A 25,072-nucleotide genomic window follows, 5' to 3' on the forward strand; every position below is an offset into this window, starting at 1 on the left:
CAAAAAAGCCTCTAATTAAGAGGCTTTTTTGTTAAAATTTCATCCATGTTGTGAATTTGGATATCAGTAATACTTTCAACGATGTGTACATAAATCATCGTATCTGTTATTTTACTATGGCCTAGTATTTTTTGTAAATTTTCTACACGACCACCACAAATAAGAAAATTAGTTGCAAATGTATGGCGGGCAACGTGATAAGTGATTACTTTCCTAATTCCACATATTTTAGCAATGTTTTTTAATTCCCGGTTAATATATTCTCCTGTATAAGCTGATTTGAAAATTAATTTAGGATCTAGGTATTTTTTGGCTGAATCATTTAAACTTATTCTTTGGAATTTACTTGTTTTCACGGCTGTAAAAGCCAGTGTATTTTCTATAATATTATCATTTGTCAAGTTCGTTACATCAGAAATTCGCAGTCCGGTAAAACAAGAAAATAAGAACATCGATAAAATATTCTTATGAGTATCATTTACAAATTCTGATTCCCAATATTTATTTAAGCTTCGAATCTCATCAGGAGATAAAAAAGTTCTGTTTCCTTTGAAGCTTTTGTTTTTTATATCATCAAATGAAACAGGAGTTACAATGCCTTTTTTATTAGCAATGTGTAGGTACTTTTTGAAGGATTTTAGTAAGGATGAAATAGTATTGTCATTATTCTTTAGAATTTTTTTACAATGCACTTTTAAATCTTGAATGTAATTTTCATTAATCTCATAAAAAAACAGAGGGCTTTTAAAAGCCTTTGTTTTATTAAGCATTGTCATTTGTTGGCGATACGTATCCGTTTTTAAGATTTCCTTTTGTCGAATCATTTCATCTTCCCAAAATTTAATGAAGTCAATTCTGGAGGTAGGATTATCAAATTCATTTAATAGACTGCTTAAATTAAGAGTCAGATTCGAAAGACGATAATTCACCTCAATTTTATTGAGATCACCAAGCATCTTTTCAATTATGAGATTGAAATCCCTATACATTGGATTTTTAGCTTTCACACGTTGCTTTATTTTATCAAACTCAACAGTTTTTACAGAAATGTTACAAGGAATTTTTTTCTTTTCCTTATTCAGGAAAATCTGTAAGTATAAAGCACTGGTGCCATCTGCACGAACGTAATCATCTTTGATCACTATTTTCGCTGTTAACTTCCCATTAAAATTCATTGGGTAGTTTGTTGGGAAGTTTTGGAAGTTTTTTTGAATTTGTAACATACATTAATGTTTTTTCGATTAGCCGTAAATAGCGAAAGGCGAGATACTTAACCATTTTACTGGAAGTATCTCGCCTAAGCGTTTTCATATTTTGTGACCTTGACTGGATTCAAACCAGTAACCTCTTGAGCCGTAATCAAGTGCGCTATTCAGTTGCGCCACAAGGCCATTTTTAGTAAGACATGTGCTCATTGAGCGTCTTAGCGGGTGCAAATATAGGGATAGTTGTGTGATTTGCAAGTCTAAATTTATAAAAAAATAAAAAAATATGCCCCTTAAGAATTACATACTTGATCTTCAGTAACTTCATAAATAAGAAATTTTGTTTAAAGACATCACTCCTTTGATAATTGATCCCGAAGCGAGGAATAAATGACTTGAAATATTGGTTTCAACACTTAAATATAAAAAAATAGACAAGGTAATGGGAGTGGAGAGTCGGGGGTTTTTCTTTGAGATGCTTATCGCACAGGAATTAGATGTTGGTTTTATTCCGGTTTGAAAGCTTAATAAACTGCCTTATAAAACTATTTCTGCAACGTATGATTTGGAATAAGAAAGGGATTCTTTAAAAATTCAAATTGATGCGATTCAAAAAGGAGACCGAATTCTGATTCACGGTGATGTTTTGGCAATCGGAGCAACGGCGAAAGCAGTTTGCGAATTAGTGGAACGATTGGGTGCCGAAATCGTGCAATGCAATTTCTTGATGGAACTGGCTTTCCTTAATGGAAGAGCAAAAATTAAAGGAAACGAGATTTTTGCTGCGATTACTTATTAGTTAAAGCACGGGTGGTCACATAATATTTATACCCAATAATTGCCATTTGCCATTTCTTGGCTTTAGCCAAATCCAATCGTTGTTTAGTGAAACTAGGCAACAGTATTTTATTGATTTTTGCAAGGATTTTATACATGTTATTTTTTTTCAAAGATATAAAAAAAGACGGTCTTAGAGGGAGGCCACTGAAAAAGTCCTCATATAAAAAATAGAGATAAAATCATGATGAAAAAATGAAATAAACGCTCTGAGAATCACTTTATTGAGATTCAAAACGTTTGATTCAAAAATATAAAAAAGAGAAAGGCTTAAACTAATTTAAAGTTTAAGCCTTTTTATTTATAGTTAGTTTTTCAGTGCCCTACTTAGAGGAGAACGTCTTTTTGACATTTATTGACTTACTGTTTTTCTTTTTTAGTAATTACTTTGATAATGTTCTTATCTGTAGTAGATTTATTTACAATCATTTGTTCTATCATGCCGGGATTTATTTTATCCAATTCCGTTTTGTTTGATTTTATACCATCAATATAAATTTCAGTTTCATCGGGAATTCCGTCTGTTTTTTTTGCAATTATTTTAATAGTTCTAGTTGTTTTACTAGTTTGTAAATTGTTGATGTTTTTCGGATCAATTTTTTCTAAGTTTAATTCGGTCATATTTACTCCGGATATCATCAATTTGGAGTCATCAGGAATATCAGTCACTTTGTTTTTATCCCAAACTGAAATTGTATTATCCTTTTTTTTTACATCTATAGTTTTAATTTTGTCGGAATTTAATGTATCTAAATCTTTTTGACTTGCTTTCTTGCCATTTATAAAGGTTTCTTTTTCAGTTAGAGGTGCATTAGGCGAAACGATAGCGCTTTTTTGATCATGAATTGTTTCGTCCGTACCAAAATTAGCGGTCAGCATTCCATTTTCATTTTTAGAAATAATAATTCCAAATTCTTTTATTGCCTGATTGCCCTTGATTTCTATTTTTTCGGCCATTTCTTTTCCCTTTTTCAAATCAACTTTTATCGCTGTTAATTCATTTTTGGAATTTCTTTTAATTCCGGAAAAAGTAGCGATTATGGCATAATTTTCTTTTAAATTGCTGGATTTTTCTTTTAGTTCTTCATCAGTTGTGTTTTTATTTACTTTGTAAATCTGTACCGATTTTTCATCCGATTTTATAAGCTCTTTTGCACTTTTATCAGATACTTTTTCCTGGGCAATTGTTTTAATTTGAAATAATAGAACAAAAGCGATTAAGGCGGGAAGAACTAAAGCATACTTCCATGAATTCCACTTTTTTGACTGATTTTTGTTTAACATAACGATTCGTTTTTTGATTAATGATTGATAAAAATGATTAGTAATGGCAACACAATTCTCATGTGTTGTTATTTTTAAAAGCGTGAACTGATACGCTTTTTTGTCGGATATTTTTTTCGTGGCTTCATTATCTGCAATGAATTCAAGATTCTGTAGAATTGCTTTTTTATACCACCAAATGAAGGGATTAAACCAAAATACTATACAAAACAATCTCGAAATCAATACATCAACGGTATGATTTTGTTCGCTGTGTACTTTCTCGTGTTCTATAATATTTTCTAATTCGGAAGTGGTGTATAAAGCCGAATTGTAAACGATGGTATTAAAATAGGAGAATGGTGCTACATTTTCTTTGGTATCTATAAATTTAAAATCGGCTTGTTGTTGAATGGATTTTCCTTTTAGAACTGTATTCAAACTGTAAAAATCAAAACCAAATTTAGTTAATAGATACAAAGTGCCAATACAGTACATTATTGCTAATCCCAGATAAAAATACTCTTCCGTATGATCTTCATCAACAATTGTGTTTATGGGCAATGATGACCAATCATAATTTACAGGAGTAGGTTCTACCCAGATTATTTTCGTATAAACTACTATTGGCAAAACAATTGAAGTAAATAAACCCAATAATAGAAACCAACGATTGCTCGTAAAAAAGGTTTCTTTTCGCAACATAAAATGATAAGCTAAATAAAACAGAGCAATTAATCCACTGGATTTGATAAGATAAATAGAGAATGCTTCCATAATTAATATTGTTACTGTAAAGTTTATATTTCCTCTTTTTGACTTTCAATCATTGCCAAAATCTCACGCAATTCTGTTGCAGAAATTTTTTCTTCTTTGGCAAAAAAAGACACCATATTTTTATAGGAACTATTGAAATAATTATCAATTGCTGTGTTCATGAAGCGTTTTCTGTAGTCTTCAATACTTACTATTGGGAAGTACTGATGCGTGTTTCCATAGGCATTGTGTGACACAAATCCTTTTTCTTCTAAGTTGCGTACTATGGTAGAAAGTGTGTTGTAATGAGGTTGGTCTTTAGTGATTTCTGCCATGACTTCTTTTACGAATGCTTTTTTTAGCTTCCATAAAATGTGCATGATTTCTTCTTCTTTATTGGTTAACTTTTGCATGATTTTTTTATTTGAATCAAACGTACAACTATATTTCTAGTTTACAAACTGTTTTTATAGTTATTTAACTAATTTTTTAGTTTTAATATATTTTGACTTTTAAATTAAGGATTTATGTTGCTCGTTTTTTATTGTTTATGAATTTAATTTGGAAAGATAGAAGCTCTTTGTTTCAGATGTGTTGTTTTGAAAACGAGGCTGCGTGAGGGATAGGAGCTAGCTACCAAAGTAGCGCGTAGAGCCCGACCGCCTTGATAAAAGGGGCAGTATAAGCAACTAGATAGTTTGCCCCTTTTATCAAGGCGGTCACGCCCACAGCATTAAAGTAGGATTATTTTTGTTCTATTTGAACGAGTTTTTGCAGCCAAATACAACCTAACACAGAAAGAAGTCCTAAGGTACCCATGAAAAACCAGTTGGTTTGGTAACCAAAATGTCCAATGAGTTCCAGTCCAGTCTTGGAACTCGCAATATGTGCTAGGCTGAAACTCATGGTAAACAAAGCCATGTAGCGTCCTTCATGTCCTTTTGGAGCTCTGCTTAAAGCAAAAGAATTAGAGAAAGGAAAGATGAACATTTCCCCAAAAGTGATTATAATGATGCTGATTACCAATATTCCCGCCCAAGTATTGATCAAAAGCAGGTAAAAACTAATGGACATAAGTACGCAGCCCCAAAGAATAATTTTGAGTTTATCAATACCTTTTCTTTGGCTGAAACTGACGATAGGCATTTCCAAAAAGAAAATTAATAATCCGTTCAGGGATAATAAAAGGCCGCTTTGAAATTCGGTCAAGCCAAATTTCTCATTGTGATACAATGGTAAAGTGGTGAAAAGTTGGAAGAATAACATCGCTGTTGCAAAACATACAAACAGGAAGATCCAGAATATTTTGTCTTTGAAAACCGAAGCAGGGATTTCAGTTTCACTATTAATTGTGTTCAAATCAGCAGGTTTTTTGCGTTCTTTTACCAATAATGCAAAAATCAAAATGGAAACGATACAAGAACTTCCATCCACCCAAAAAAGGCCACTGTATCCTAAATTCATGATGATTAAACCTCCCAAAGCAGGTCCAGCGGTAAAACCTAAATTTACCGCAAGTCGAACTAAAGTCAATGCTCTGGTGCGATTTTCAGGTTTTGCATACGTGCCAAGGGAAACAAACATGGCGGGACGAAACATATCGGCCACGGTCATGATGACAAACATCCCAATACACAATCCCCAAAAAGTACGAATGTATTGGACGAAGAATAATAGAATTCCACTGGTAAATAAACTGAAAACCATGATTTTATAAAATCCAATTTTATCAGATAATTTCCCTCCAAGCCAAGAACCTAACATGGATCCAAAACCAAAAGCAACCATGATCCATCCTACTTGAGCATAGGAAAATTGTAAATCTTCTTTCAAATATTTGGATAGAAAAGGCAAAACCATCGTCCCGGCGCGATTGATAAACGTAATCACGGTAAGAATCCATACTTCTCTTGTGAATCCTCTAAAATTATTAATGTAACGTTGGAAAGCGGTTTGGATCATATATAAAGTTCTAATTTTGCAAAGGTAGAAAACTTTGTACCGATGTGTCTTTGTAGCATTGTAACTTTTAAACTATTTTTGCTTAAAATTATATAAATGAGAACAATTCTTTTATTCGTTTTTTTAGTGCAATTGAATTTTGGCTTTGGCCAACAAAAATTTGATGCATCGGCTGTTGCCAAATTTCAAAAAGTGATCAACTCTGAATATGCTGATGTTATGACAAGTCCTTTGTCTGCGGAAGATTTAGCGGTTTTCAAAACGTTGGATTTTTATCCCATAAATGAAAAGTTCTTTGTGACAGCCAAATTTGTCAGAACAAAAAATGAAAAGCCGTTTGAAATGAAGACTACAGGGGAAAGAAAACCAATGTATGTGAAATACGGTGAAGCTTATTTTATTTTAGAAGGAAAAGATTTTAAACTGAATATCTATAAGAATATTGAACTTTCAAAAAAAGAAGAATACAAAGACTATTTGTTTTTACCGTTTTCAGATTTGACTTGTGGTAATGAAAGTTATATTGGCGGAAAATACATTGATATCAAAGTGCCTCACTGCGAAACAATTGCCATCGATTTTAATACATCGTACAATCCGTATTGTGCTTATAGCCATAAATATTCTTGTCCAAAAGTACCTTTAGAAAACGATTTAAATATCGAAATAAAAGCAGGAGTTAAAAAATTTCACGATTGATGCAGTTCTTCAATTTACATACCCATAAATTCACGAATCAGCCTGATGTTTTGGAACTCGTCAATCAATATCCATGGGAATTTGATGGTACAATTCCATTTTATTCTATTGGAATTCATCCTTGGTTTATTGTGGAAGAACGATTAGAATCTGATTTTGAAATATTAGAAAGTAAATTGCAAGAACCAAGTTGCCGAGCTATAGGTGAATGCGGACTGGACAAACGAATAGAAGTTCCACTGGAATTGCAACAGTTGGTTTTCGAAAAACAATTGCTTTTGGCACAGAAATATCAAAAACCAGTTGTGATTCATTGTGTTGCCGCTTTTCAGGAATTGATTGAAATTATAAAAAAATTATATATTACGGTTCCAATACTAATTCATGGATTTTCCAAAAGCGAACAGCTAGCGAAACAGTTATTGGATAATGGATTTTACATTTCGTTTGGGAAATATTTATTATTAAATCCTGAACTGGAATTGGTTTTTAAAAACATGCCGAATGATCGATTTTTCTTAGAAACCGATACGGTTGAAGAAGGGATTGAGGCTGTTTACGGGTTGGCAGCAAATTATAAGAAGATGACGATTGAAGAGATGCAAAAACAGGTAAACAAGAATTTTTTAGAGGTATTCAAAATTGAACTATAATTGATTTAAGAATTAAGATTGCTTCGCCAGTTTGAGCAGAGCTTTCGGTAACGATTGTTGATTTAAGATTTTTGTGAGCAACAAACTATAAACAATAAATTAAAGAAAAATGGCAGAGTGGACTGAAAGATCCGAACTTTTATTTAAAAAAGAAGGTTTAGATAATTTGAAAAATGCAAATGTATTGGTTGTAGGATTGGGCGGCGTTGGTTCTTTTGCGGCTGAATTTTTGGCAAGAGCAGGAGTAGGAAATATTACTATTGTTGATGGTGACGTAGTTGATATTACTAATATAAACCGACAATTGCCTGCTTTACATTCTACTGTGGGACAACCGAAAATAACTGTTGTTGGAGATCGATTAATGGACATCAATCCAGAGTTGAAATTGACTCGCATACAGGAATTTCTTTCACCGGAGCGCGCTTTTGAGATTGTTTCGGAGGAATATGATTATGTTTTGGATTGTATTGACAGTGTGACTCCAAAACTGAATTTGATTATAGCCGCAAAACGAAAAAGAGTAAAAATCATAAGCAGTATGGGTGCTGGCGGAAAGATGGAAGCTTCGAAAGTAAAAGTGACTGATATTACAAACACTGTCAATTGCTTTTTTGCAAAAACAATCAGAAGACGATTAAAAGAATTTAAAATTGATAAATTGAAAGTTGTTTTTTCTTCTGAAATTCAAGATGAAATGAGTTTAAAAATGACCGATGGTTCTAATTTTAAAAAATCATTTTACGGAACGAATAGCTATATGCCAGGATTATTTGGTTTGTATACTGCGGAAACTGTAATTCGGTATTTACTTAAGAAAGAGTAATTTTTTTTAGTTTTCACTCACGGTTCTCAATTGTTGTTCTAAAAAGGAATACTCCTGAATTATCGACTCTAAAAAGTCTAAATGTCTAATAATATAAAAAATGATACAAACCGTAATTTTCGACATGGATGGTGTAATTGTCGACACAGAGCCAGTGCACCGTTATGCTTATTTTAAGCAATTTGAAGAATTAAATATTGGTGTTACGGAAGAAATGTACACCTCATTTACAGGGTTTTCAACTAGAAATACATTTCAGACATTGAAGGAAGTCTTTCAGTTAAATCATGATGTTGAGGATTTAATTCAAAGAAAAAGAGCTATTTTCAATGATGCTTTTGATAGCAAAGAAGATTTGGAATTATTAGAAGGTGTTGAAAATTTAATAAAAGAATTACACCAAAACGGAATACAATTAATTTTAGCTTCCTCCGCTTCAAAAGTAACGATTGAACGTGTTTTTAGTCGCTTTAAGTTGCATCAATATTTTACGCACGTGGTAAGTGGAGAAGATTTTCCTAAATCGAAACCACACCCGGCCATTTTTGAACACGCAGCGAGTTTATCGATTGTCCCAAAAGAAAATTGCATCGTAATTGAAGACAGTACTAATGGTGTAAAAGCTTCAAAAGCTGCTGGGATTTTCTGTTTGGGTTACAATAGTATTCATTCAAAAGACCAAGATTTATCGGAAGCTGATATCGTTGTTAATCATTTTAATGAGTTAAATTTTGATGTCGTAAAGAATTTAGATTCCAAATTAAGGAATAATTAACATTTAAGAATACCCGAATTTGTAAATTTGGACAACATAAAAATAGATACTATGAAAAACATTCTAATTGCATTTGCTATTATTATTGCAAATTTTACCATTGAGGCCCAAGTGAAAACACCACAAGCCAGTCCTAAAGCTATAATCAATCAAACCGTTGGTTTAACCCAAGTTGAAATTAATTATTCCAGACCAAGTGCTAAAGGAAGAGCTGTTTTTGGTAATTTAATCCCTTTTGGAAAAGTATGGAGAACGGGAGCTAATGAAAACACAACAATATCATTTAGTGATGATGTAGTTATTGATGGAAAAACTTTAAAAAAAGGAAAATACGCTTTGTATACTGTTCCTAAAATAGAAAGTTGGGACATAATATTTTATTCCACGACTGATAATTGGGGAAATCCAGAAGTTTGGAACGAAGCTAATGTAGTATTAAGAGCTACTTCGAAGGAAGAGACTTTGCCAAAACCAGTTGAAACTTTTACTATCGGAATAAGCGGGTTAGATAATAATTTTGCCTATTTAGAAATGTATTGGGAGAGTTCTTATGTTGCTTTAAAATTTGAAGTGCCTACACAAAAAACGGCAATGGCCAGTATTGAAAAAGCTTTGGCTGGACCAACTGCCGGCGATTATTTTTCTGCGGCACAATTTTTATTACAATCTAATGGAGATACCGCTAAGGCATTAGTTTATGTAAATAAAGCTTTAGAAATGAATAAGGATAAACCATTTTTTTACTACCGTTTAAAATCATTGATACAAGCAAAAATTGGTGATAAAAAAGGAGCTATTGAAACGGCAAAAATATCATTAGCAGCAGCTGAAAAAGCTAAAAATCAAGATTATGTACAAATGAATAAGGAAAGCATAACAGAATGGAGTAAGAATTAAAACTTTGTTTTTTTAAATCAAAAAATCCCGTCTCGTTAATTTCGAGACGGGATTTTTTTGTTGAAATATATAATCCGCTTTTAAAACTGATTACGGTTAGATTAAATTTAAAAATATTAGACTAATTGTTTTTCTTTTCTAAAAATAGAGCATTGTAACAGTAACGAGATTATAATTGTTAATATTGCTCCAATGAAATTCAGCCATAGATAACCCAGTTTTTCTTCTCCGCTTGGGAAAATATAAATGGCATAATAGTAAATAATAAAAATTGTAATTTGGCTGAGTACGGCGCTACAAAATATAGCTTTAGACTGAACCTGTTTTATATAAAATCCGACAAGAAAAATTCCGAGAACTGTTCCATAAAATATTGATCCAATGATATTTACTAACTGAATCAGATTTTCGAATAAAGTACCAATACAAGCAAAAAGAATCGCGATAATACCCCAAAGCAGCGTAAAAAACTTAGTAGCATATAAGTAATGCTTTTCTGATTTTTCTTCTTTTAAGTTGCGTTTGTAGATGTCAATTGCAGTGGTTGATGCCAATGCATTCAGTCCGGACGCCGTAGACGACATAGCAGCGGAAATGATTACCGCAAGTAATAATCCAATGAGTCCTTTAGGTAAATAATGCAAGATAAAGTGGAAAAAAACGTAATCCTTATCGTTAGTTTCACTGCCACTGTCCGCTTTTAGAATAATTTCTTTAGCTCGATCTCTTAAATCTTTTTCCTTATTAGATAAAGTAATTAATTCTTTTCGAAGAATTGGATTGTCATAATCTTGATTCAATTGGTCGATGTACAAAAGATTAATTACTTTTTTATCTTCGGATAAATCATCCAATTTTTTTTCCAGAGCATGATATTCTCCCTTAAAGGCGGATTTCTCTACTATTATTTTATTGTTTGGATTAAAATTTAATGGAACTGGATTGAATTGAAAAAAAACAAAAACCATGACTCCGGTAAGTAAAATAAAGAACTGCATAGGAACTTTTAAAAGACCGTTCATGATCAATCCCATTTGGCTTTCCCGAACGGATCTTCCAGATAAATAGCGTCCAACCTGAGATTGATCAGTACCAAAATAAGCTAAGGCGAGGAAAAAACCTCCCGTAATACCACTCCAAAAAGTATATTTTTCTTCCGGATCTGTTGAAAAACTAACAATATTCATTTTATCATTTGCACCAGCAATATGCAAAGCGTTAGTAAAAGTCATATCATTTGGTAAATAATGTAAAATCAGAAAAAACGTGATTAACATTCCTGACATGATTACAAACATTTGCTGTTTCTGAGTCACGTTTACTGCTTTTGTTCCACCAGAGAAGGTATAGATGATTACTAACACACCAATAATAATATTCATAATGGTAAGATTCCAACCTAATAATGCAGATAAAATGATGGCGGGTGCATAAATGGTAAGTCCGGTTCCTAATCCTCGTTGAAAAAGAAAAAGGAGGGCAGCAAGAGAACGGGTTTTAAGATCAAACCTTTTTTCAAGGTATTCATAAGCTGTATAAACTTTGTATTTATGATAGATTGGAATGAAAGTAACACAGATAACGACCATGGCAATAGGCAGTCCAAAATAGAATTGTACAAATCCCATTCCGTCGTGATAGGCCTGTCCCGGTGTCGATAGAAAAGTGATCGCACTGGCCTGAGTAGCCATAACCGAAAGTCCAACAACATGCCAAGGGGTTTCGTTGTTGCCAAGAATAAAATCTTCTACATTTTTACTTCCTTTAGTTTTCCAAGCGCCATAAATAACAATAAATAATAGTGTGACTATAAGTACAATCCAATCAAATAGTTGCATAAGTTAAGAGTATAAGTGCATTATCAGATAAAAAACCAAAATATAGATGGCATTGACTACCAGAACCCAAGTATAGTTTTTTTTCCAAGTTTTTATTTTTTTTGTTTCCATTTTGGATTGTTTTAATTCTTGATTTTTTGTGCAGGAATGTTTATCGGTGATTTTAGCGAAATCATATTTGACAATAATCTAAAAGCGCCTGGCACTCCTTCAGGCAATTCCCTGAATAAACTTAAACCGGTATAAATATAGTATCCTTTTCCGTAAGGAGCTACTAATAACGCACCATTTTTAGGCGTTTCTCCTTTGTCATTTGATGATAGAATAGGAGTGAAGTCTTTATCAAATTCATTAGGATAATACAGTCCTTGTTCCTGTTTCCATCCTTCAAAATCCTTAGTTGTGATCTTATTTGGGAAATTCAGTATAGGGTGATTAGGTGCTAGAAAGCGAACTTCGGCATTTTCCTCAGTTACTCTTTCTCCTGAAATTTTCAAAGTGATAGGTGCTAAATTTTTAGTTACTAAGTCATTAGGATTATTGTATTGAACTATCATTGTTTTACCTTCTTTGATAAAATCAAAAAGTATCGATTGTTTATTTGCTAATTCTTGTACCGTATTATAAGCTCTAACTCCAGTCATTACAACATCAAGATTCGCAAGCTTTTCATGAGTTATTTCTTCGGGTTTAAGAAGTGTAACTTTATAACCCATTTGTGATAAACTCTTGGGAACTTCATCTCCAGCGCCCATTATGTAACCAATTCTTTCTTCATCAGTTTTTAAATCTAATTTGATAAATTTTGCTTCAGTAGGTTTCAGCACTTGTTGTTTTGTAATGTGACTGTAATCAATACTGATTTGGTCTTTATCGTATCGTTTGTTGTCAACAATGGCAATGCTTTTTGCGATTGCATCTTCTATTTGACTAGGCGGTGTTACTTGAAAATAAAGGATTTGTTCTGTTCCTTTTTTTTCTAAATTAAAAGGAATTGACTTTGGTGAAACAAACCAGTTACTTGGTAATTCCAGCATTAAATCTCCTTTTACAGCATCTTTTCCAGATTTTATTTTTACAGCTATTTCTTTATTTTTTCCATTTTTAAAAAGAGATACTTTATCAAGAATACTTGTAGTTACTTCAGGAACAATATCTAAATAATTATACATTTCGCCTTTTACATCATCGTTGTATTTATAGACAACTGTGCGTTCAAATGGAATTTCTATATCATTAATTAGCAGGTTAAATACCACTTTTACTTCTCGAATTATATCTGGAATTCCTATGTTTTTTTGTTCGGTAACGGTGTACATTCCAATTGTTCCTTTTTCTTTTAACCAATACGGCTGTGTATATTCTAAAGTTGAAGGTAGTTGTAAATCAAGGTTTACCGATTTTAAAATATTAGTATTTAATACTTTATTTTGAAGCATAGTTTTTTGTTCAGGCAAAGTGGTTACACTTATTAGTTGCATGGGAATAGTACTTCTATTTATAGCTTCAAGTTTTAATTTGACGCTGCTTCCAGGAGTTGCTTCCTGATTTTGGGATACTGCTTCAAGATACAATCCGGAACAAGCAGCAATAATTTCTTTTATCGCAAAAGATTTTATAATTGTCCAATGTTTATCTTGTAAAGATTGCATCATGGTATAGGCTTTCGCCAAATTTGGAATACTGGCCGCAGGATTATTGTGATCGAATTGGGAAACAATAGTTGTCAATAATTCACCAATTGGTTTACCACCTTTTACCCGATTCCAACTCGTGTCAATACCTTCAAAAATTGAAGCTTTTTTTTGAAGTGCTTCTCCATTTATAAACTCTAAATATTCTATGTCTTCCCCGCGACTTCCAGTGCTTCCAAAACCTTGTGATTGATGTCGGCTTCGGCTTAGCGCTGCAATTTCTTGATTTGATTTACCTATTGCGGGATAATAAACACCGGTTTGCATCTCCATTAAATTAGATTTATCTGCAGCATCGAATTTTTCTTTACTTCCGTAAAACCACCAGGAAGTGTTGAAAAAAAGGCGTTTGGGTTGCCACGGCTCCACTAATTTTAATTGTTCAGGAAAAACGGTTGGATTATTGGTCAGATTGAAGCTTTCTACACTTAGCATTGCTGATGCTGTGTGATGCCCATGTGTTGTTCCGGATGAGCGATGGTCAAATCGATTGATAATTACATCAGGCTGAAATTTTCTAATGGCCCAAATAATATCAGAAAGAACTTTTTGTTTATCCCAAATATCTAATGTTTCCTGTGGATTTTTAGAATAACCAAAATCATTGGCACGTGAAAAAAACTGTTCTCCGCCATCAATTTTTCTGGCTTGGATAAGTTCTTGCGTACGGATTACTCCTAATAATTCCCGCAACTGCGGACCTATTAAATTTTGTCCACCGTCGCCTCGTGTTAAAGACAAGTATCCGGTCCTTGCTTTTTTTTCGTTTGACAAATAAGAAATCAATCGGGTATTTTCATCATCAGGATGAGCTGCTATATAAAGTACTGATCCTAAAAAATTAAGTTTTTGAATTTGGTTATAAATTTCAACTGAATTTAATTTTTGTGGCTGTTGCGCGATTGTTATTTGAAAACAAAAAAGAAAAAGTATAAAGGTCTGTATATATTTATTTTGCATTTTCTAGAATTTAATTTGCAATAACTTCAAATGTAGGAATTAATTAATTTTTTTTGAAACGTTTTTGTTTTTCTTTAATAAAAATAAAAAGAGTCTTTAACAAAAAAAGAGAGAACCAATTAAAGTTCTCTCTTTTTATAGTGTTTTAATTTTGGACGATTAAATTAATTAGTCTTTACCATGACCTCCTCCGTGTCCATTACCATGTTTGTTTCCACGACCTTCATTTCCACGACCTTCGTTCCCACGACCTTCGTTTCCATGATTATCACGTTCTTGATTTACATATCTGCCACGATTTTCATATTCTCTGCGGTCATTGTTGCCTATATTTCTTTGTGGTTTACCTTGATACCCTCTGTAATATTTAACTCTATCATTTCGGTAGTTCATATAGGGTCTTGAACCATGGTAATCATTCAATACAACTTTATATCCATTGTATAAATCATAGTTTCTATATTGGCCTGGCAGATATCTAGATCTTGTCCATCTTCCTCCATTGAAATAAATAAATTGTGTAGCTCTAATGTCGTAGTAGGCTTCAACATCAGGTAAATAATAATAGTCTACGTCAGAATATCCTACAGGTCCCCATGATGGAGCTGTTCCGATATTTACACTTACAGAGACTTGTGCATGTATTGCACTTGAGGCAAAAAGGATTATTCCTAAGGCGAGTAGTTTTAATGTTTTCATCTTTTCAAATATTATATTTGTAATTATTTTATATTAACTTTTTATGGCAATACTTTTTCTGTAAATCCAAGAACTATGCCAATCTATTTTAATTAGGCGAATTCTAATTATAAAAAAAGAGAGCTCCAAAATGAAGCTCTCTTTTATAACATATTTTCTAAATATTAGAATTGGTATCTTAAACCCAAAGCTACATCAGATCCATAATTATTTTCATAGTAACCGTTTCCACCAAATTCAGGTCTGAAATCCAAAGAGATCAATAATGGAATGTCGAAGTTATATTCAATACCTATATCTCCAGCTGCAAAAGCAAAAGTATCGTTATAATGTGTGTTGTTATTATCATAACTGTAGCTTCCTAAACCACCACCAACACCTGCATACCAGTTGAATCCACCATCAATGTTCCAAACCCATTGGTACAATGCTGCTAATTTGATAGCATTATCATCGTAACCACTGTTGTTATAGTTATTTCTGTTTCTCCAACCTAAATCTAATTCAAGTCTGTTGTTTTTAGATAATCCTCTTTGGTAAGAAAGTTCTCCACCAAAACCATTATTACCTCCTAAACGCAAACCTAAAGCGTTTTTCGAAATATCTTGAGCCTGTGCAGTAAATGCTAATCCAACTAACATTATTACTGATAAAATAATTTTTTTCATAAGTGATTTTTTGTTGTACAAAGATAGTATTAAAGCTGAAGAATGTATTTACAAAATTTTTGTTAATTGTTATATAATTCCCACTTTTTACGATCTTTAAGATTTTAATAACTAAACCTAAATAATACATTTTACTTGGAAAATAGTATTGAAGAAATTAATTGGTTGCTCAAAATATCCTCCATTTCAAGCAGGTTTTCTTCTACAGGATAATTAGCTTCAGCGTAACGATATAATTTCCATCGTTTTTTGTTGTATTCTAAGGATGTTAAATTTTCTACCCAATCACCTGAATTTAAATACATAGTAGCGCCATTTTTATTTTCTTTCAGCACCATTTTGGGCTCGTGAATGTGACCACAAATAACATAATCGTATTTCTTTTCAATGGACAAATCGGTTGCCGTTTTTTCAAAATCAGAAATATGTTTTACTGCTTTTTTTACACTTGCCTTAATTTTTTTGGAAAAAGAGTAAGGTTCTTTTCCTATTTTTAATAAACACCAATTTACAAATCTGTTCAAGAGAATTAAATAGTCGTATCCCAAACCACCTAGTTTTGCAATCCATTTAGCATGTTTGAACGGAAGTGTCAAAAACATCTCCATGAAAAATCCAAGCTTTTTTGTCATCTAAATCAAGTATTAATTTATCTACTAATGTAAGATTGCCCATATTCATATCGCTAAATTTCCGCAGCATTTCATCATGATTTCCTGTGATGTAGTAGACCTTAGTTCCCTTTGTTGCTAAACTTATAATCTTTTGAATAACTTTTAAATGCGCTTTTGGAAAATAAGATTTCCTAAATTGCCAGATGTCTATAATATCGCCGTTTAATACTAAAATTTTTGGCTTTATGGAGGATAGATAATTATAAAGCTCTCTGGCATGGCTTCCATAAGTCCCAAGATGCACATCAGAAATCACAACCACTTCAACTTTTCTTTTTTTCAATTGATTCTTTTTTGAATTCTAACAAATTAATGGTGTTATTATTACTTGAAATTTAATTAAAGGTTAAGAAATTTAGCCAAGGATTAATTTACATGTAATAATTCTTAAAAGTTTCTTAAAAGTTTATCCCGAAATCCCGGCATAAACTTTTGAACTTTAAACTAAAATCATACATTTGTTCAAAACTAACTACAATGGCAGGAAATAGCTATGGAACCCTATTTAGAATTACAACTTTTGGAGAATCACATGGAGAAGCTTTAGGCGGAATTATAGATGGTTGTCCTTCGGGAATAACAATTGATCTTGAAGCAATACAACTTGAAATGTCTAGACGTAAGCCTGGTCAATCAGCAATTGTTACTCAAAGAAAAGAACCAGATGATGTACAATTTTTATCGGGAATTTTTGAAGGGAAAACCACAGGTACTCCTATCGGTTTCATTATTCCTAACACCAATCAAAAATCAGACGATTATTCTCATATAAAAGATAATTACAGACCAAGTCATGCCGATTATGTGTATGAAAAAAAATATGGAGTTCGTGATTATCGTGGCGGAGGACGGAGCTCTGCTCGTGAAACAGCCAGTAGAGTTGTCGCGGGTGCAATAGCAAAGCAAATATTACCTGAAATTAAAATAAATGCATACGTATCATCTGTGGGGCCAATTTTTTTAGAAAAACCATACCAAGAACTGGATTTTTCTAAAACGGAGAATAATCCGGTGCGCTGTCCAGATGAAGCAATGGCGATAGTAATGGAAGATTACATTCGGGACATCCGAAAACAAGGTGATACTGTTGGAGGGACCGTATCATGTGTAATTCAAAATGTGCCTATTGGTTTAGGAGAACCTGTTTTTGACAAACTTCATGCTGAGTTGGGTAAAGCCATGCTTTCGATAAATGCTGTAAAAGGATTTGAATTTGGAAGCGGATTTGAAGGTGTTAAAATGAAAGGTAGCGAACACAACGATTTATACAATGCAGACGGAACAACTAAAACCAATCTTTCAGGTGGAATCCAAGGTGGCATAAGTAATGGAATGGATATTTATTTTCGTGTCGCTTTCAAACCTGTTGCTACTATTATGCAAAAACAGGAATTATTGGATAATAAAGGAAATATTACTGAAATGACTGGTAAAGGACGTCACGATCCTTGTGTTGTTCCGCGTGCAGTTCCTATTGTTGAAGCCATGGCAGCAATTGTTCTGGCAGATTTTTATTTGATAAACAAAACGTATTTAAAATAGCATTGCATACTCAGTATTTTGACGAGCTAAATCCTGAACCATAACCTTGAAATCAATTTGTTACATTAATGAATACAATTACAACTAAGAAACCATCTTTTTTTAAAGGCCTGACAGGTCAAATCCTAATTGCAATGCTTTTAGGTGCTGTTTTAGGAATAATCATTCACAATTCAACTGATGCGGAAGCAGCCCAATCTTTTAGTGGTAAAATAAAAATGTTGGCAACCGTTTTTATTAGGTTGGTCCAAATGATCATATCTCCTTTAGTGTTTACCACACTTGTTGTGGGAATTGCTAAATTAGGAGATATCAAAGCAGTCGGAAGAATTGGCGGTAAAGCATTGGGCTGGTTTTTTACAGCTTCCTTTATATCTTTATTATTAGGGATGTTTTTTGTAAATATATTGGAACCGGGAGTTGGACTTAATTTATCTAATATTGATTTAGCATCAGCTACTGAAGTTACAGCTAAAACGCAGAGTTTAACTTTCGAAAATTTTATAGAACATATTGTACCTAAAAGTATTTTTGAGGCAATGGCAACCAATGAAATATTGCAAATTGTTATTTTTTCTATTTTCTTTGGTTTAGCAGCAGCTTCATTAGGCACTTATGTAAAGCCCGTTATAAATGCTTTAGATAAAACCTCTCACATCGTTTTAAAGATGGTAAACTATGTTATGAAGTTTGCTCCAATAGGTGTTTTTGGTGCTATTGCCGGAGTATTTGCAGTAAGAGATTTTCAGGAATTAGCAATTACTTATTTTAAATTCTTTGGATCTTTCTTAATTGGAATATCGTCTTTATGGGTTGTTTTAATACTTGTTGGGTATATTTTCCTTAAAAGCAGAATGACTGTACTACTTAAACGTATTGTGGGTCCTTTAATTATTGCTTTTGGAACAACAAGTAGCGAAGCTGTTTTTCCAAAGCTTACCGAAGAATTAGAGCGTTTTGGGGTTAAAGATCGTATTGTTTCTTTTATGTTACCATTGGGCTATTCTTTTAATTTAGATGGTAGTATGATGTATATGACATTTGCCAGTATTTTTATTGCACAAGCGTACGGTGTTCATTTAGATTTAGGAACGCAAATGACTATGTTATTAGTCTTAATGCTTACTAGTAAAGGTATAGCCGGAGTACCAAGAGCTAGTTTAGTTGTTGTTGCCGCTACCTGTGGGATGTTTAAAATACCTATAGAAGGAATTGCGCTAATTTTACCGATAGACCATTTTTGTGACATGTTTCGAAGTGCAACTAATGTTTTAGGAAATGCATTAGCTACTTCAGTTGTAGGTCAATGGGAAGCTGGTGATGAAAATGAAATTGAAACTACCGAAATAATTTAAAAATATTTTCTCATTAGAAGTGCTTTTTAACCCATTTGTTTTTCAAATGGGTTTTTTTTTGTGTCTTTTTATTAAATTTAAATTCGTTCCGCTAATCTTTTTAGCTTAAACAAAAGTTATGATTTAATATTACGCTTATTTGTTGAGTGTTATGAAATATTTTTAAGAATATGTTTACAAATAATATTACTTTTTTATTATTATATTGTATATTTGAATCAATAAAAAACTATTTATGTTCCAAATTAGAATTTTTTTATTGATAATGACACTAAACTTCAATAGTGTTAACAGTTGTTCATTAAGCGTACCATCTTCCAATAAAGAAATTAACAGATTAACCCAAGCATCAATCTATTATTCCAGTTCTAATTTTGAAAAATCATTTTTGACAGCAAGACTTGTTATGCATCAAGCAATTAAAATTAAAAATGATAATCTTATAGTAAAGTGTTATCAAGTTATTATTACAAATTTCGAGGAATTATCAAAATTCGATAAAGCTATTTTTTTTTATAATAAAGGACTTTCGTACGGTAATATCATTGATAATGGCAGCATCAAATATGAAATAAATAACAATTTAGGAAACATATGTTGTTTTGAAAAAAAGGAATATAAAAAAGATACCTCTTCTTTTTTAAAAGGAATTAAGTTAGGAAAAGAAGGAAAAGAAAAATTCGATTTATCCAGTACACATCATGAATATTCAAAGTATTTATTTAAAAATGGGAATGATAAAAATGCTTATAAAAACTTAGCTAATTACAATAAAATAACGATTGATCTTTTGAACAAAAAGATAGATGACAAGGTTGAAATATCAGGGACTAATTTGGAGTTCGACGAATATAAAAGAGAAATAAAAAAAATTGGAATAGAAAAAGAATTGCAATCGCAAAGTATAAAGAAGTCCAAAATTATTGTCCTTTTGTTTATTAGTGTTGTGAGTGTTTTATTGCTCCTCATTTACACCTTAATTAAAAATAATAATTTTAAGAAAAAAATAAATACGGAACTTTCATATGCTAATGACAAATTAATTCTAGCAAAAAATAAAGCGGAAGAAGCATCAATATTAAAATCACAATTTGTCTCAACAATAACTCATGAATTGAGAACCCCGTTGTATGGTGTGATTGGGATTACCAATATGCTTTTGGATGAACATAAAGAATTAGCGGAGAGTCCACATTTGAAATCTTTAAAATTTTCAGCGAGATATTTATTATCTCTGGTTAATGATGTTCTGCAAATCAATAAAATTGAGGAGAATAGAGTTATTCTTGAAAATTTAACATTCAATATTTCGGATGAATTAAATATGATTAAAAACTCCCTTTTGTTTTTAGCAAAAAATAATCATAATACGATGATTTTGAAAATAGGATCTAAAATTCCTGAAAATTTGATTGGTGATAAATTAAGACTTTCTCAAATTCTTATAAATCTTATCGGTAATGCTTTGAAATTTACTACGAATGGTGAAGTATTAATTGAAGTAAATTTATTAAAAATAACTAATAAATTCCATTTTATTGAATTCAAGATTAAGGATAATGGAGTGGGCATAGCCATTGAGGATCAGAGTAAAATATTTGAAAAATTTGTGCAAGTAGGAAGAAAAGCAGATGATTATCAAGGAACTGGTTTAGGGCTTACTATTGTAAAGAGTCTCTTAAAATTGTTTGGCAGTGCTATTTCTATTGAAAGTACAGTAGGTGTAGGAACAGAGTTTAACTTCACTATAGCCTTTGAATCGGATACTAATAAGATTAACGAAATAATTAAAAATATACAAGTAGATTTATCCTTAAATAAATTATTGAAGGTTTTAGTTGTTGAAGACAATAAGATTAACCAAATTGTAACTGAAAAAATCCTCAAGAAAAACAATTACACCTGCACCATTGTTGATGATGGATTTCAAGCTTTAAAAGTATTGGAAGAAGAAGATTTTGATATTATATTCATGGACATTAATATGCCATTAATGAACGGATTTGAAACTTCAAAAAGAATTCGAAATTTAGGGATAAAAACCCCCATTGTAGCCCTTACCGCTTTTGATAAAGAAGAAATAATTGAAGAAGCTATTTCGGCAGGAATAAATGATATTATAGTAAAACCTTTTGATTCAAATACATTGTTTAAATGTATTGATAATCTGGGTTCTAAAAACTTAAAAAAGGTACTATTTTAGATTTTATTTTCAGCTAATTATCTCACTGTTAATTTTTAAATTCCAATAAAATATAAAAAAACGTTAAATCAAAATAGAAAAGTTCCATAGATTTAACGATTTTTAATTGTACGAATAAAATAAATATTCGATTTATTAATCTTAAAAACTGATTAATACCAACGTTTTTTATTTTGTTTTGAAACGTCGGATTTTCTTGACTTATGAGCACCGCCACTTCGATTAGAGTTGTTTTGTTTTGCTCCAGGAGCAGTTTCTGGATTTCCTGAATGCCAAGAATAAGGATGGTCACTTACTATTTTTACATCTACCTTTGTCAGTTTTTGAATGTCTTTCCAGTAGGTATGCTCGTCTTTACTACAAAAAGAAATCGCAACTCCGCCATTCCCAGCGCGGCCAGTCCTACCAATTCTATGAACATAAGTTTCAGGAATATTTGGTAAATCGAAATTGATAACAAATGGTAATTGGTCAATATCAATTCCTCTGGCAGCAATATCGGTTGCTACTAAAACGCCAATTTCTTTATTTTTGAAAGCATCTAAAACACGTTGTCTTGCATTTTGAGATTTATCACCATGAATGGCTTCGGCAGCAATATTATTTTTTCGAAGTGCCTTAACAACATTATCTGCCCCGTGTTTGGTTCTTGAAAAAACCAATACATCAGATAAATTTTCGTTTTTAATTAAATGGTATAATAAGTTTCTTTTTTCTGTTTTTTCTACAAAATAAACTCTTTGCTCTACATTTTCAGCAGTAGAAGAAACTGGAGAAACGGTAACAGTAGCGGGGTCTTTTAGAAACATTTCGGCTAATTCTCGGATGGCAATCGGCATTGTTGCAGAGAAAAAAAGTGTTTGTCTATTATTAGGTGTCAATTTTACAATTTTTTTGACATCATTTACAAATCCCATATCAAGCATTTGATCAGCTTCATCAAGGACCAAAGTATGCAAATGATCTAAATCAATAAAACCTTGTTTTACTAAATCCAGTAAACGTCCCGGAGTAGCAATCAAGACGTCAACACCTTTTCTTAGTGTATCCACTTGAGGCACTTGAGAAACTCCTCCAAAAATGGTAAGTTGTACTAAGTTTGTATATTTTCCATATTGGTCAAAGTTTTGTCCAATTTGAACGGCTAATTCTCTTGTAGGCGTAATAATTAAGGCACGAATTGGGCTTGCTTTTTTAGAGGATCCTACTATTCTATGTAATTGATGAATTATAGGAATGGCAAAGGCAGCAGTTTTTCCAGTACCGGTTTGCGCACAACCAATCATATCTCTACCTGATAAAACGATTGGAATAGCTTGTTCTTGTATTGGAGTTGCTTCTAAATAGCCTTGTTCAAATACGGCTCTTTGTATACTTTTTGAAAGTGAAAAATCTTCGAATAACATATTTTTAATATTAAATATCTTGTATTAAGTACATAGATAGTGCTGCAAAGATAGTATTAATATTTTTGATCAAATTTTGCAGGTTATTTTGGATATGAATTTTTTGGAAAGGTTAATACTATTTAATCAGTAATAAGATTATTGATTATTAGATTTCATAAAATCAGTAACGAGATAACCAATAAGTTTACCAATTAAATGATCGTTTTTATCTTCTCCTAAATCTGGTGCACCTTCACAAATATGTAAATAAGTAGCATTTCTAAATTTGGCAAAAAAGGAAATAAATTGGCGAAGTTGTTCCACAGAAAAACCACTTAACGTCATTGCGCTGCAAGGTATATTGGGAATAGCATCCAAGTCAATTTCGATGCCATAGAAGTCGTCATTTATGAATTCTAAAGCTTGTTCCATCTCTTGATTAAACTCTTTTTCTTTTCTGATATTAATACTGTCATAAGTATTGTAACGAACACGATCTTCAATTTTTTTAATTATGTCCAAAACACTTTTAGAGGTGTAATTTTCGTGTAAACCAAAAATGAAATATTTTTTAAGAAAGCCTTCTTCAAAGGCATAGGAAAAACCATTACCGCTGTGTCGTCCTTCTAAAATTCTAAAATCGGAGTGGGCATCAAAATTGATAGCATTTACAGGTTTTCCTTTGGCAAGAGCCGATCCTTTAATATTACCATAAGAATTATTGTGTCCACCACCAATGATTATTGGTATTTTCCCTAATTTCACGATATTAAAAATAATATGAGAAACATCTTTATCTATTTGTTCTACTAATTGACTAAGTTTAGCTCGATCGTCGATGTCATTGAAATCTAAATCTTCAACTTCCTTCATTTCTTTATGAACCTCTAATTGACCCAAAACAATTAGTTGATTGCCTTTACAAAAACGGTTGTGCTGAATGTTGGCTATACTTTTAATGGCACTTTCCCATGCAGATGCTGCTCCGGGCCTTCCAAAATTAGCTCGAATACCAATATCTTCAGGAATTCCAAATAATACATATTTGGCTTCGCACGTTTTAATAAATGCTAGTGTATCAATGTCTTTTGGTACTGTTATCATTTTCTCGCCAAATTTTATTTCACCACTTCTGTGGTTTGTAATTTTAGCAAGATCATTGATTGTAAAAGGGGTAATCTTTTCCATTAAAGAAAATATTTTTTTCAAAAATACTATAATTGTGTTAACTTACGTTATAACATACTTAGATATTGTTAAATTTGTAAAAAATAAATTAAATAGAATATGGAAAATCAAAAAAGCAGTTCAAGTCTAAAAGCGGTTATAATTGTTTTAGCAGTTTTATTAGTGGGAAGTTTAGTATATATATTTAAAATGACTTCTGATACTGATGTTGTTAAGACAGAATTAAAAACAACATTAACTGAAAAAGAGTCTGTTATGAAAGATTTGCAGGAGTTGAAATCTACTTATGATGCTGCAATTTCAGAAAACACTTCAATGTCTGACGAGTTGACTCAAGAAAGAGATAAAGTGGTGAACTTAATGAGTGATCTGAGTAAATCAAAAGGTGATGTAGCTTCATTAGCAAAATACAAAACACAATCACTTGCTTTACAGTCAAAAATGAAAGTTTTGATGGCTGAAAATGAAGGGTTGAAAAAACAAAATACAACCTTAACCACGCAACGTGATAGTACAGTGGTGGTATTAGGTGAAGCTAAAAAATCCAATGAGGCATTAGCTGGACAAAATGAAGAATTATCGAAAGTAGTTGAAAAAGCTGCAAAATTAACAGTTTTGAACACTAGAGGTTCAGCTTATAAATTAAAAAGTTCTGGAAAAGAAGTTGCCACAGACAAAGCAAGTAGAGCGGATGTTCTTAAGATTAGTTTTACTATTGCTGAAAATCAAGTAGCGCAATCAGGCTCTAAATCGTATTATGTTCAAGTAATTGACAGCAAAAATAATGTTTTGGGAGACAAGAAAACAGAAACTTTTGGCGATAATACTTTGACATATAGTTTTGTATCTAATGTTAATTATGAAAATAAAACAGTTGATGTTACAGAAAATTTACGTGGAAAAGATTTTCCAAAAGGAACTTATTTTGTAAATATTTTTGATAAAGATCAATCGGTTTCTAAAACAAGTTTTACTTTAAAATAATATTCT

The 25,072-nt window shown here is 32.0% G+C and carries 20 protein-coding genes, 1 tRNA gene and 2 pseudogenes; 10 read left to right on the forward strand and 13 right to left on the reverse strand.

The genetic code is table 11. The annotated features are described in order from the left end of the window. Positions 1 to 11: 11 nt before the first annotated feature. Together C4S35_RS11780 and C4S35_RS11785 are read right to left on the reverse strand one after the other, a co-directional pair. A complete protein-coding gene (locus C4S35_RS11780) occupies positions 12 to 1,223 on the reverse strand; it encodes a site-specific integrase (RefSeq protein ID WP_104000356.1) in 1,212 nt (403 codons plus the stop codon). Between the two features lie 94 nt (positions 1,224 to 1,317). Next, positions 1,318 to 1,391: transfer RNA gene (locus C4S35_RS11785), tRNA-Arg, on the reverse strand. A gap of 214 nt (positions 1,392 to 1,605) precedes the next feature. Here C4S35_RS11785 and C4S35_RS11790 point away from each other — a divergent pair. Continuing rightward, positions 1,606 to 2,004, forward strand: a pseudogene (locus tag C4S35_RS11790) (adenine phosphoribosyltransferase). Here C4S35_RS11790 and C4S35_RS11795 read toward each other — a convergent pair. From C4S35_RS11795 to C4S35_RS11810, 4 genes are all read right to left on the reverse strand, one after another. Beyond that, positions 1,994 to 2,140 carry an SsrA-binding protein gene (locus tag C4S35_RS11795; RefSeq protein WP_104000357.1) on the reverse strand — a complete coding sequence of 49 codons (147 nt, stop codon included), beginning with the start codon at positions 2,138 to 2,140 and terminating at the stop codon, positions 1,994 to 1,996. The pseudogene C4S35_RS11790 and the gene C4S35_RS11795 overlap by 11 nt on opposite strands. Before the next feature lie 262 nt (positions 2,141 to 2,402). Continuing rightward, on the reverse strand, positions 2,403 to 4,082 hold the full coding sequence (locus C4S35_RS11800; RefSeq protein WP_104000358.1) for a M56 family metallopeptidase: 1,680 nt from the start codon (positions 4,080 to 4,082) through the stop codon (positions 2,403 to 2,405). A gap of 23 nt (positions 4,083 to 4,105) precedes the next feature. Then, positions 4,106 to 4,474, reverse strand: coding sequence for a BlaI/MecI/CopY family transcriptional regulator (locus C4S35_RS11805; RefSeq protein ID WP_104000359.1), 369 nt, complete (start codon positions 4,472 to 4,474; stop codon positions 4,106 to 4,108). A gap of 331 nt (positions 4,475 to 4,805) precedes the next feature. Beyond that, a complete protein-coding gene (locus C4S35_RS11810; RefSeq protein ID WP_104000360.1) occupies positions 4,806 to 6,023 on the reverse strand; it encodes an MFS transporter in 1,218 nt (405 codons plus the stop codon). Between the two features lie 96 nt (positions 6,024 to 6,119). Here C4S35_RS11810 and C4S35_RS11815 point away from each other — a divergent pair, with 96 nt between their 5' ends. From C4S35_RS11815 to C4S35_RS11835, 5 genes are all read left to right on the forward strand, one after another. Further along, a complete protein-coding gene (locus C4S35_RS11815; RefSeq protein ID WP_104000361.1) occupies positions 6,120 to 6,722 on the forward strand; it encodes a DUF1684 domain-containing protein in 603 nt (200 codons plus the stop codon). After that, positions 6,722 to 7,375: a TatD family hydrolase gene (locus tag C4S35_RS11820; protein ID WP_104000362.1), complete on the forward strand. Its 654-nt coding sequence runs from the start codon at positions 6,722 to 6,724 to the stop codon at positions 7,373 to 7,375. Before C4S35_RS11815 ends, C4S35_RS11820 begins: the two co-directional genes overlap by 1 nt. Before the next feature lie 109 nt (positions 7,376 to 7,484). Then, positions 7,485 to 8,201, forward strand: a complete 717-nt coding sequence (locus tag C4S35_RS11825; protein ID WP_104000363.1) for a tRNA threonylcarbamoyladenosine dehydratase — start codon at positions 7,485 to 7,487, stop codon at positions 8,199 to 8,201. Positions 8,202 to 8,301: 100 nt separating this feature from the next. Continuing rightward, positions 8,302 to 8,976, forward strand: a complete 675-nt coding sequence (locus C4S35_RS11830) for an HAD family hydrolase (RefSeq protein WP_104000364.1) — start codon at positions 8,302 to 8,304, stop codon at positions 8,974 to 8,976. A gap of 51 nt (positions 8,977 to 9,027) precedes the next feature. Beyond that, complete coding sequence (locus C4S35_RS11835; protein WP_104000365.1) at positions 9,028 to 9,873, forward strand: DUF2911 domain-containing protein; 846 nt, start codon at positions 9,028 to 9,030, stop codon at positions 9,871 to 9,873. A gap of 116 nt (positions 9,874 to 9,989) precedes the next feature. Here the strand turns inward: C4S35_RS11835 and C4S35_RS11840 are convergent, their stop codons facing one another. The 5 genes and pseudogenes from C4S35_RS11840 to C4S35_RS11860 all read right to left on the reverse strand — a co-directional run bounded on the left by C4S35_RS11840 (position 9,990) and on the right by C4S35_RS11860 (position 16,689). Continuing rightward, positions 9,990 to 11,711, reverse strand: a complete 1,722-nt coding sequence (locus C4S35_RS11840; protein WP_104000366.1) for a sodium:solute symporter family protein — start codon at positions 11,709 to 11,711, stop codon at positions 9,990 to 9,992. Between the two features lie 122 nt (positions 11,712 to 11,833). Next, complete coding sequence (locus C4S35_RS11845) at positions 11,834 to 14,365, reverse strand: PIG-L family deacetylase (RefSeq protein ID WP_104000367.1); 2,532 nt, start codon at positions 14,363 to 14,365, stop codon at positions 11,834 to 11,836. A gap of 168 nt (positions 14,366 to 14,533) precedes the next feature. Then, positions 14,534 to 15,064, reverse strand: a complete 531-nt coding sequence (locus C4S35_RS11850) for a hypothetical protein (protein ID WP_104000368.1) — start codon at positions 15,062 to 15,064, stop codon at positions 14,534 to 14,536. A 164-nt stretch (positions 15,065 to 15,228) separates the two neighbouring features. After that, on the reverse strand, positions 15,229 to 15,732 hold the full coding sequence (locus C4S35_RS11855) for a hypothetical protein (protein WP_104000369.1): 504 nt from the start codon (positions 15,730 to 15,732) through the stop codon (positions 15,229 to 15,231). Positions 15,733 to 15,863: 131 nt separating this feature from the next. Further along, positions 15,864 to 16,689: pseudogene (locus C4S35_RS11860) on the reverse strand (UDP-2,3-diacylglucosamine diphosphatase). A gap of 194 nt (positions 16,690 to 16,883) precedes the next feature. Here C4S35_RS11860 and aroC point away from each other — a divergent pair. From aroC to C4S35_RS11875, 3 genes are all read left to right on the forward strand, one after another. Next, positions 16,884 to 17,948 carry a chorismate synthase gene (gene aroC / locus C4S35_RS11865; protein ID WP_104000370.1) on the forward strand — a complete coding sequence of 355 codons (1,065 nt, stop codon included), beginning with the start codon at positions 16,884 to 16,886 and terminating at the stop codon, positions 17,946 to 17,948. 68 nt (positions 17,949 to 18,016) lie between these two features. After that, a complete protein-coding gene (locus C4S35_RS11870) occupies positions 18,017 to 19,303 on the forward strand; it encodes a dicarboxylate/amino acid:cation symporter (RefSeq protein WP_104000371.1) in 1,287 nt (428 codons plus the stop codon). Between the two features lie 235 nt (positions 19,304 to 19,538). After that, positions 19,539 to 21,506, forward strand: a complete 1,968-nt coding sequence (locus C4S35_RS11875; RefSeq protein WP_104000372.1) for a response regulator — start codon at positions 19,539 to 19,541, stop codon at positions 21,504 to 21,506. Between the two features lie 152 nt (positions 21,507 to 21,658). Here C4S35_RS11875 and C4S35_RS11880 read toward each other — a convergent pair whose 3' ends face one another. Further along, entirely contained in the window at positions 21,659 to 22,912 is a 1,254-nt protein-coding gene (locus tag C4S35_RS11880; protein ID WP_104000373.1) for a DEAD/DEAH box helicase, read from the reverse strand. 138 nt (positions 22,913 to 23,050) lie between these two features. After that, the gene (locus C4S35_RS11885) at positions 23,051 to 24,082 is read right to left on the reverse strand and encodes a formimidoylglutamase (protein WP_104000374.1); all 1,032 of its coding nucleotides are present in this window, start codon (positions 24,080 to 24,082) and stop codon (positions 23,051 to 23,053) included. Positions 24,083 to 24,181: 99 nt separating this feature from the next. Here C4S35_RS11885 and C4S35_RS11890 point away from each other — a divergent pair, with 99 nt between their 5' ends. After that, a complete protein-coding gene (locus C4S35_RS11890; RefSeq protein WP_104000375.1) occupies positions 24,182 to 25,066 on the forward strand; it encodes a hypothetical protein in 885 nt (294 codons plus the stop codon). The last annotated feature ends 6 nt before the right edge of the window (positions 25,067 to 25,072 follow it).

Source organism: Flavobacterium urumqiense, from assembly GCF_900108015.1.
Lineage (GTDB): Bacteria > Bacteroidota > Bacteroidia > Flavobacteriales > Flavobacteriaceae > Flavobacterium > Flavobacterium urumqiense.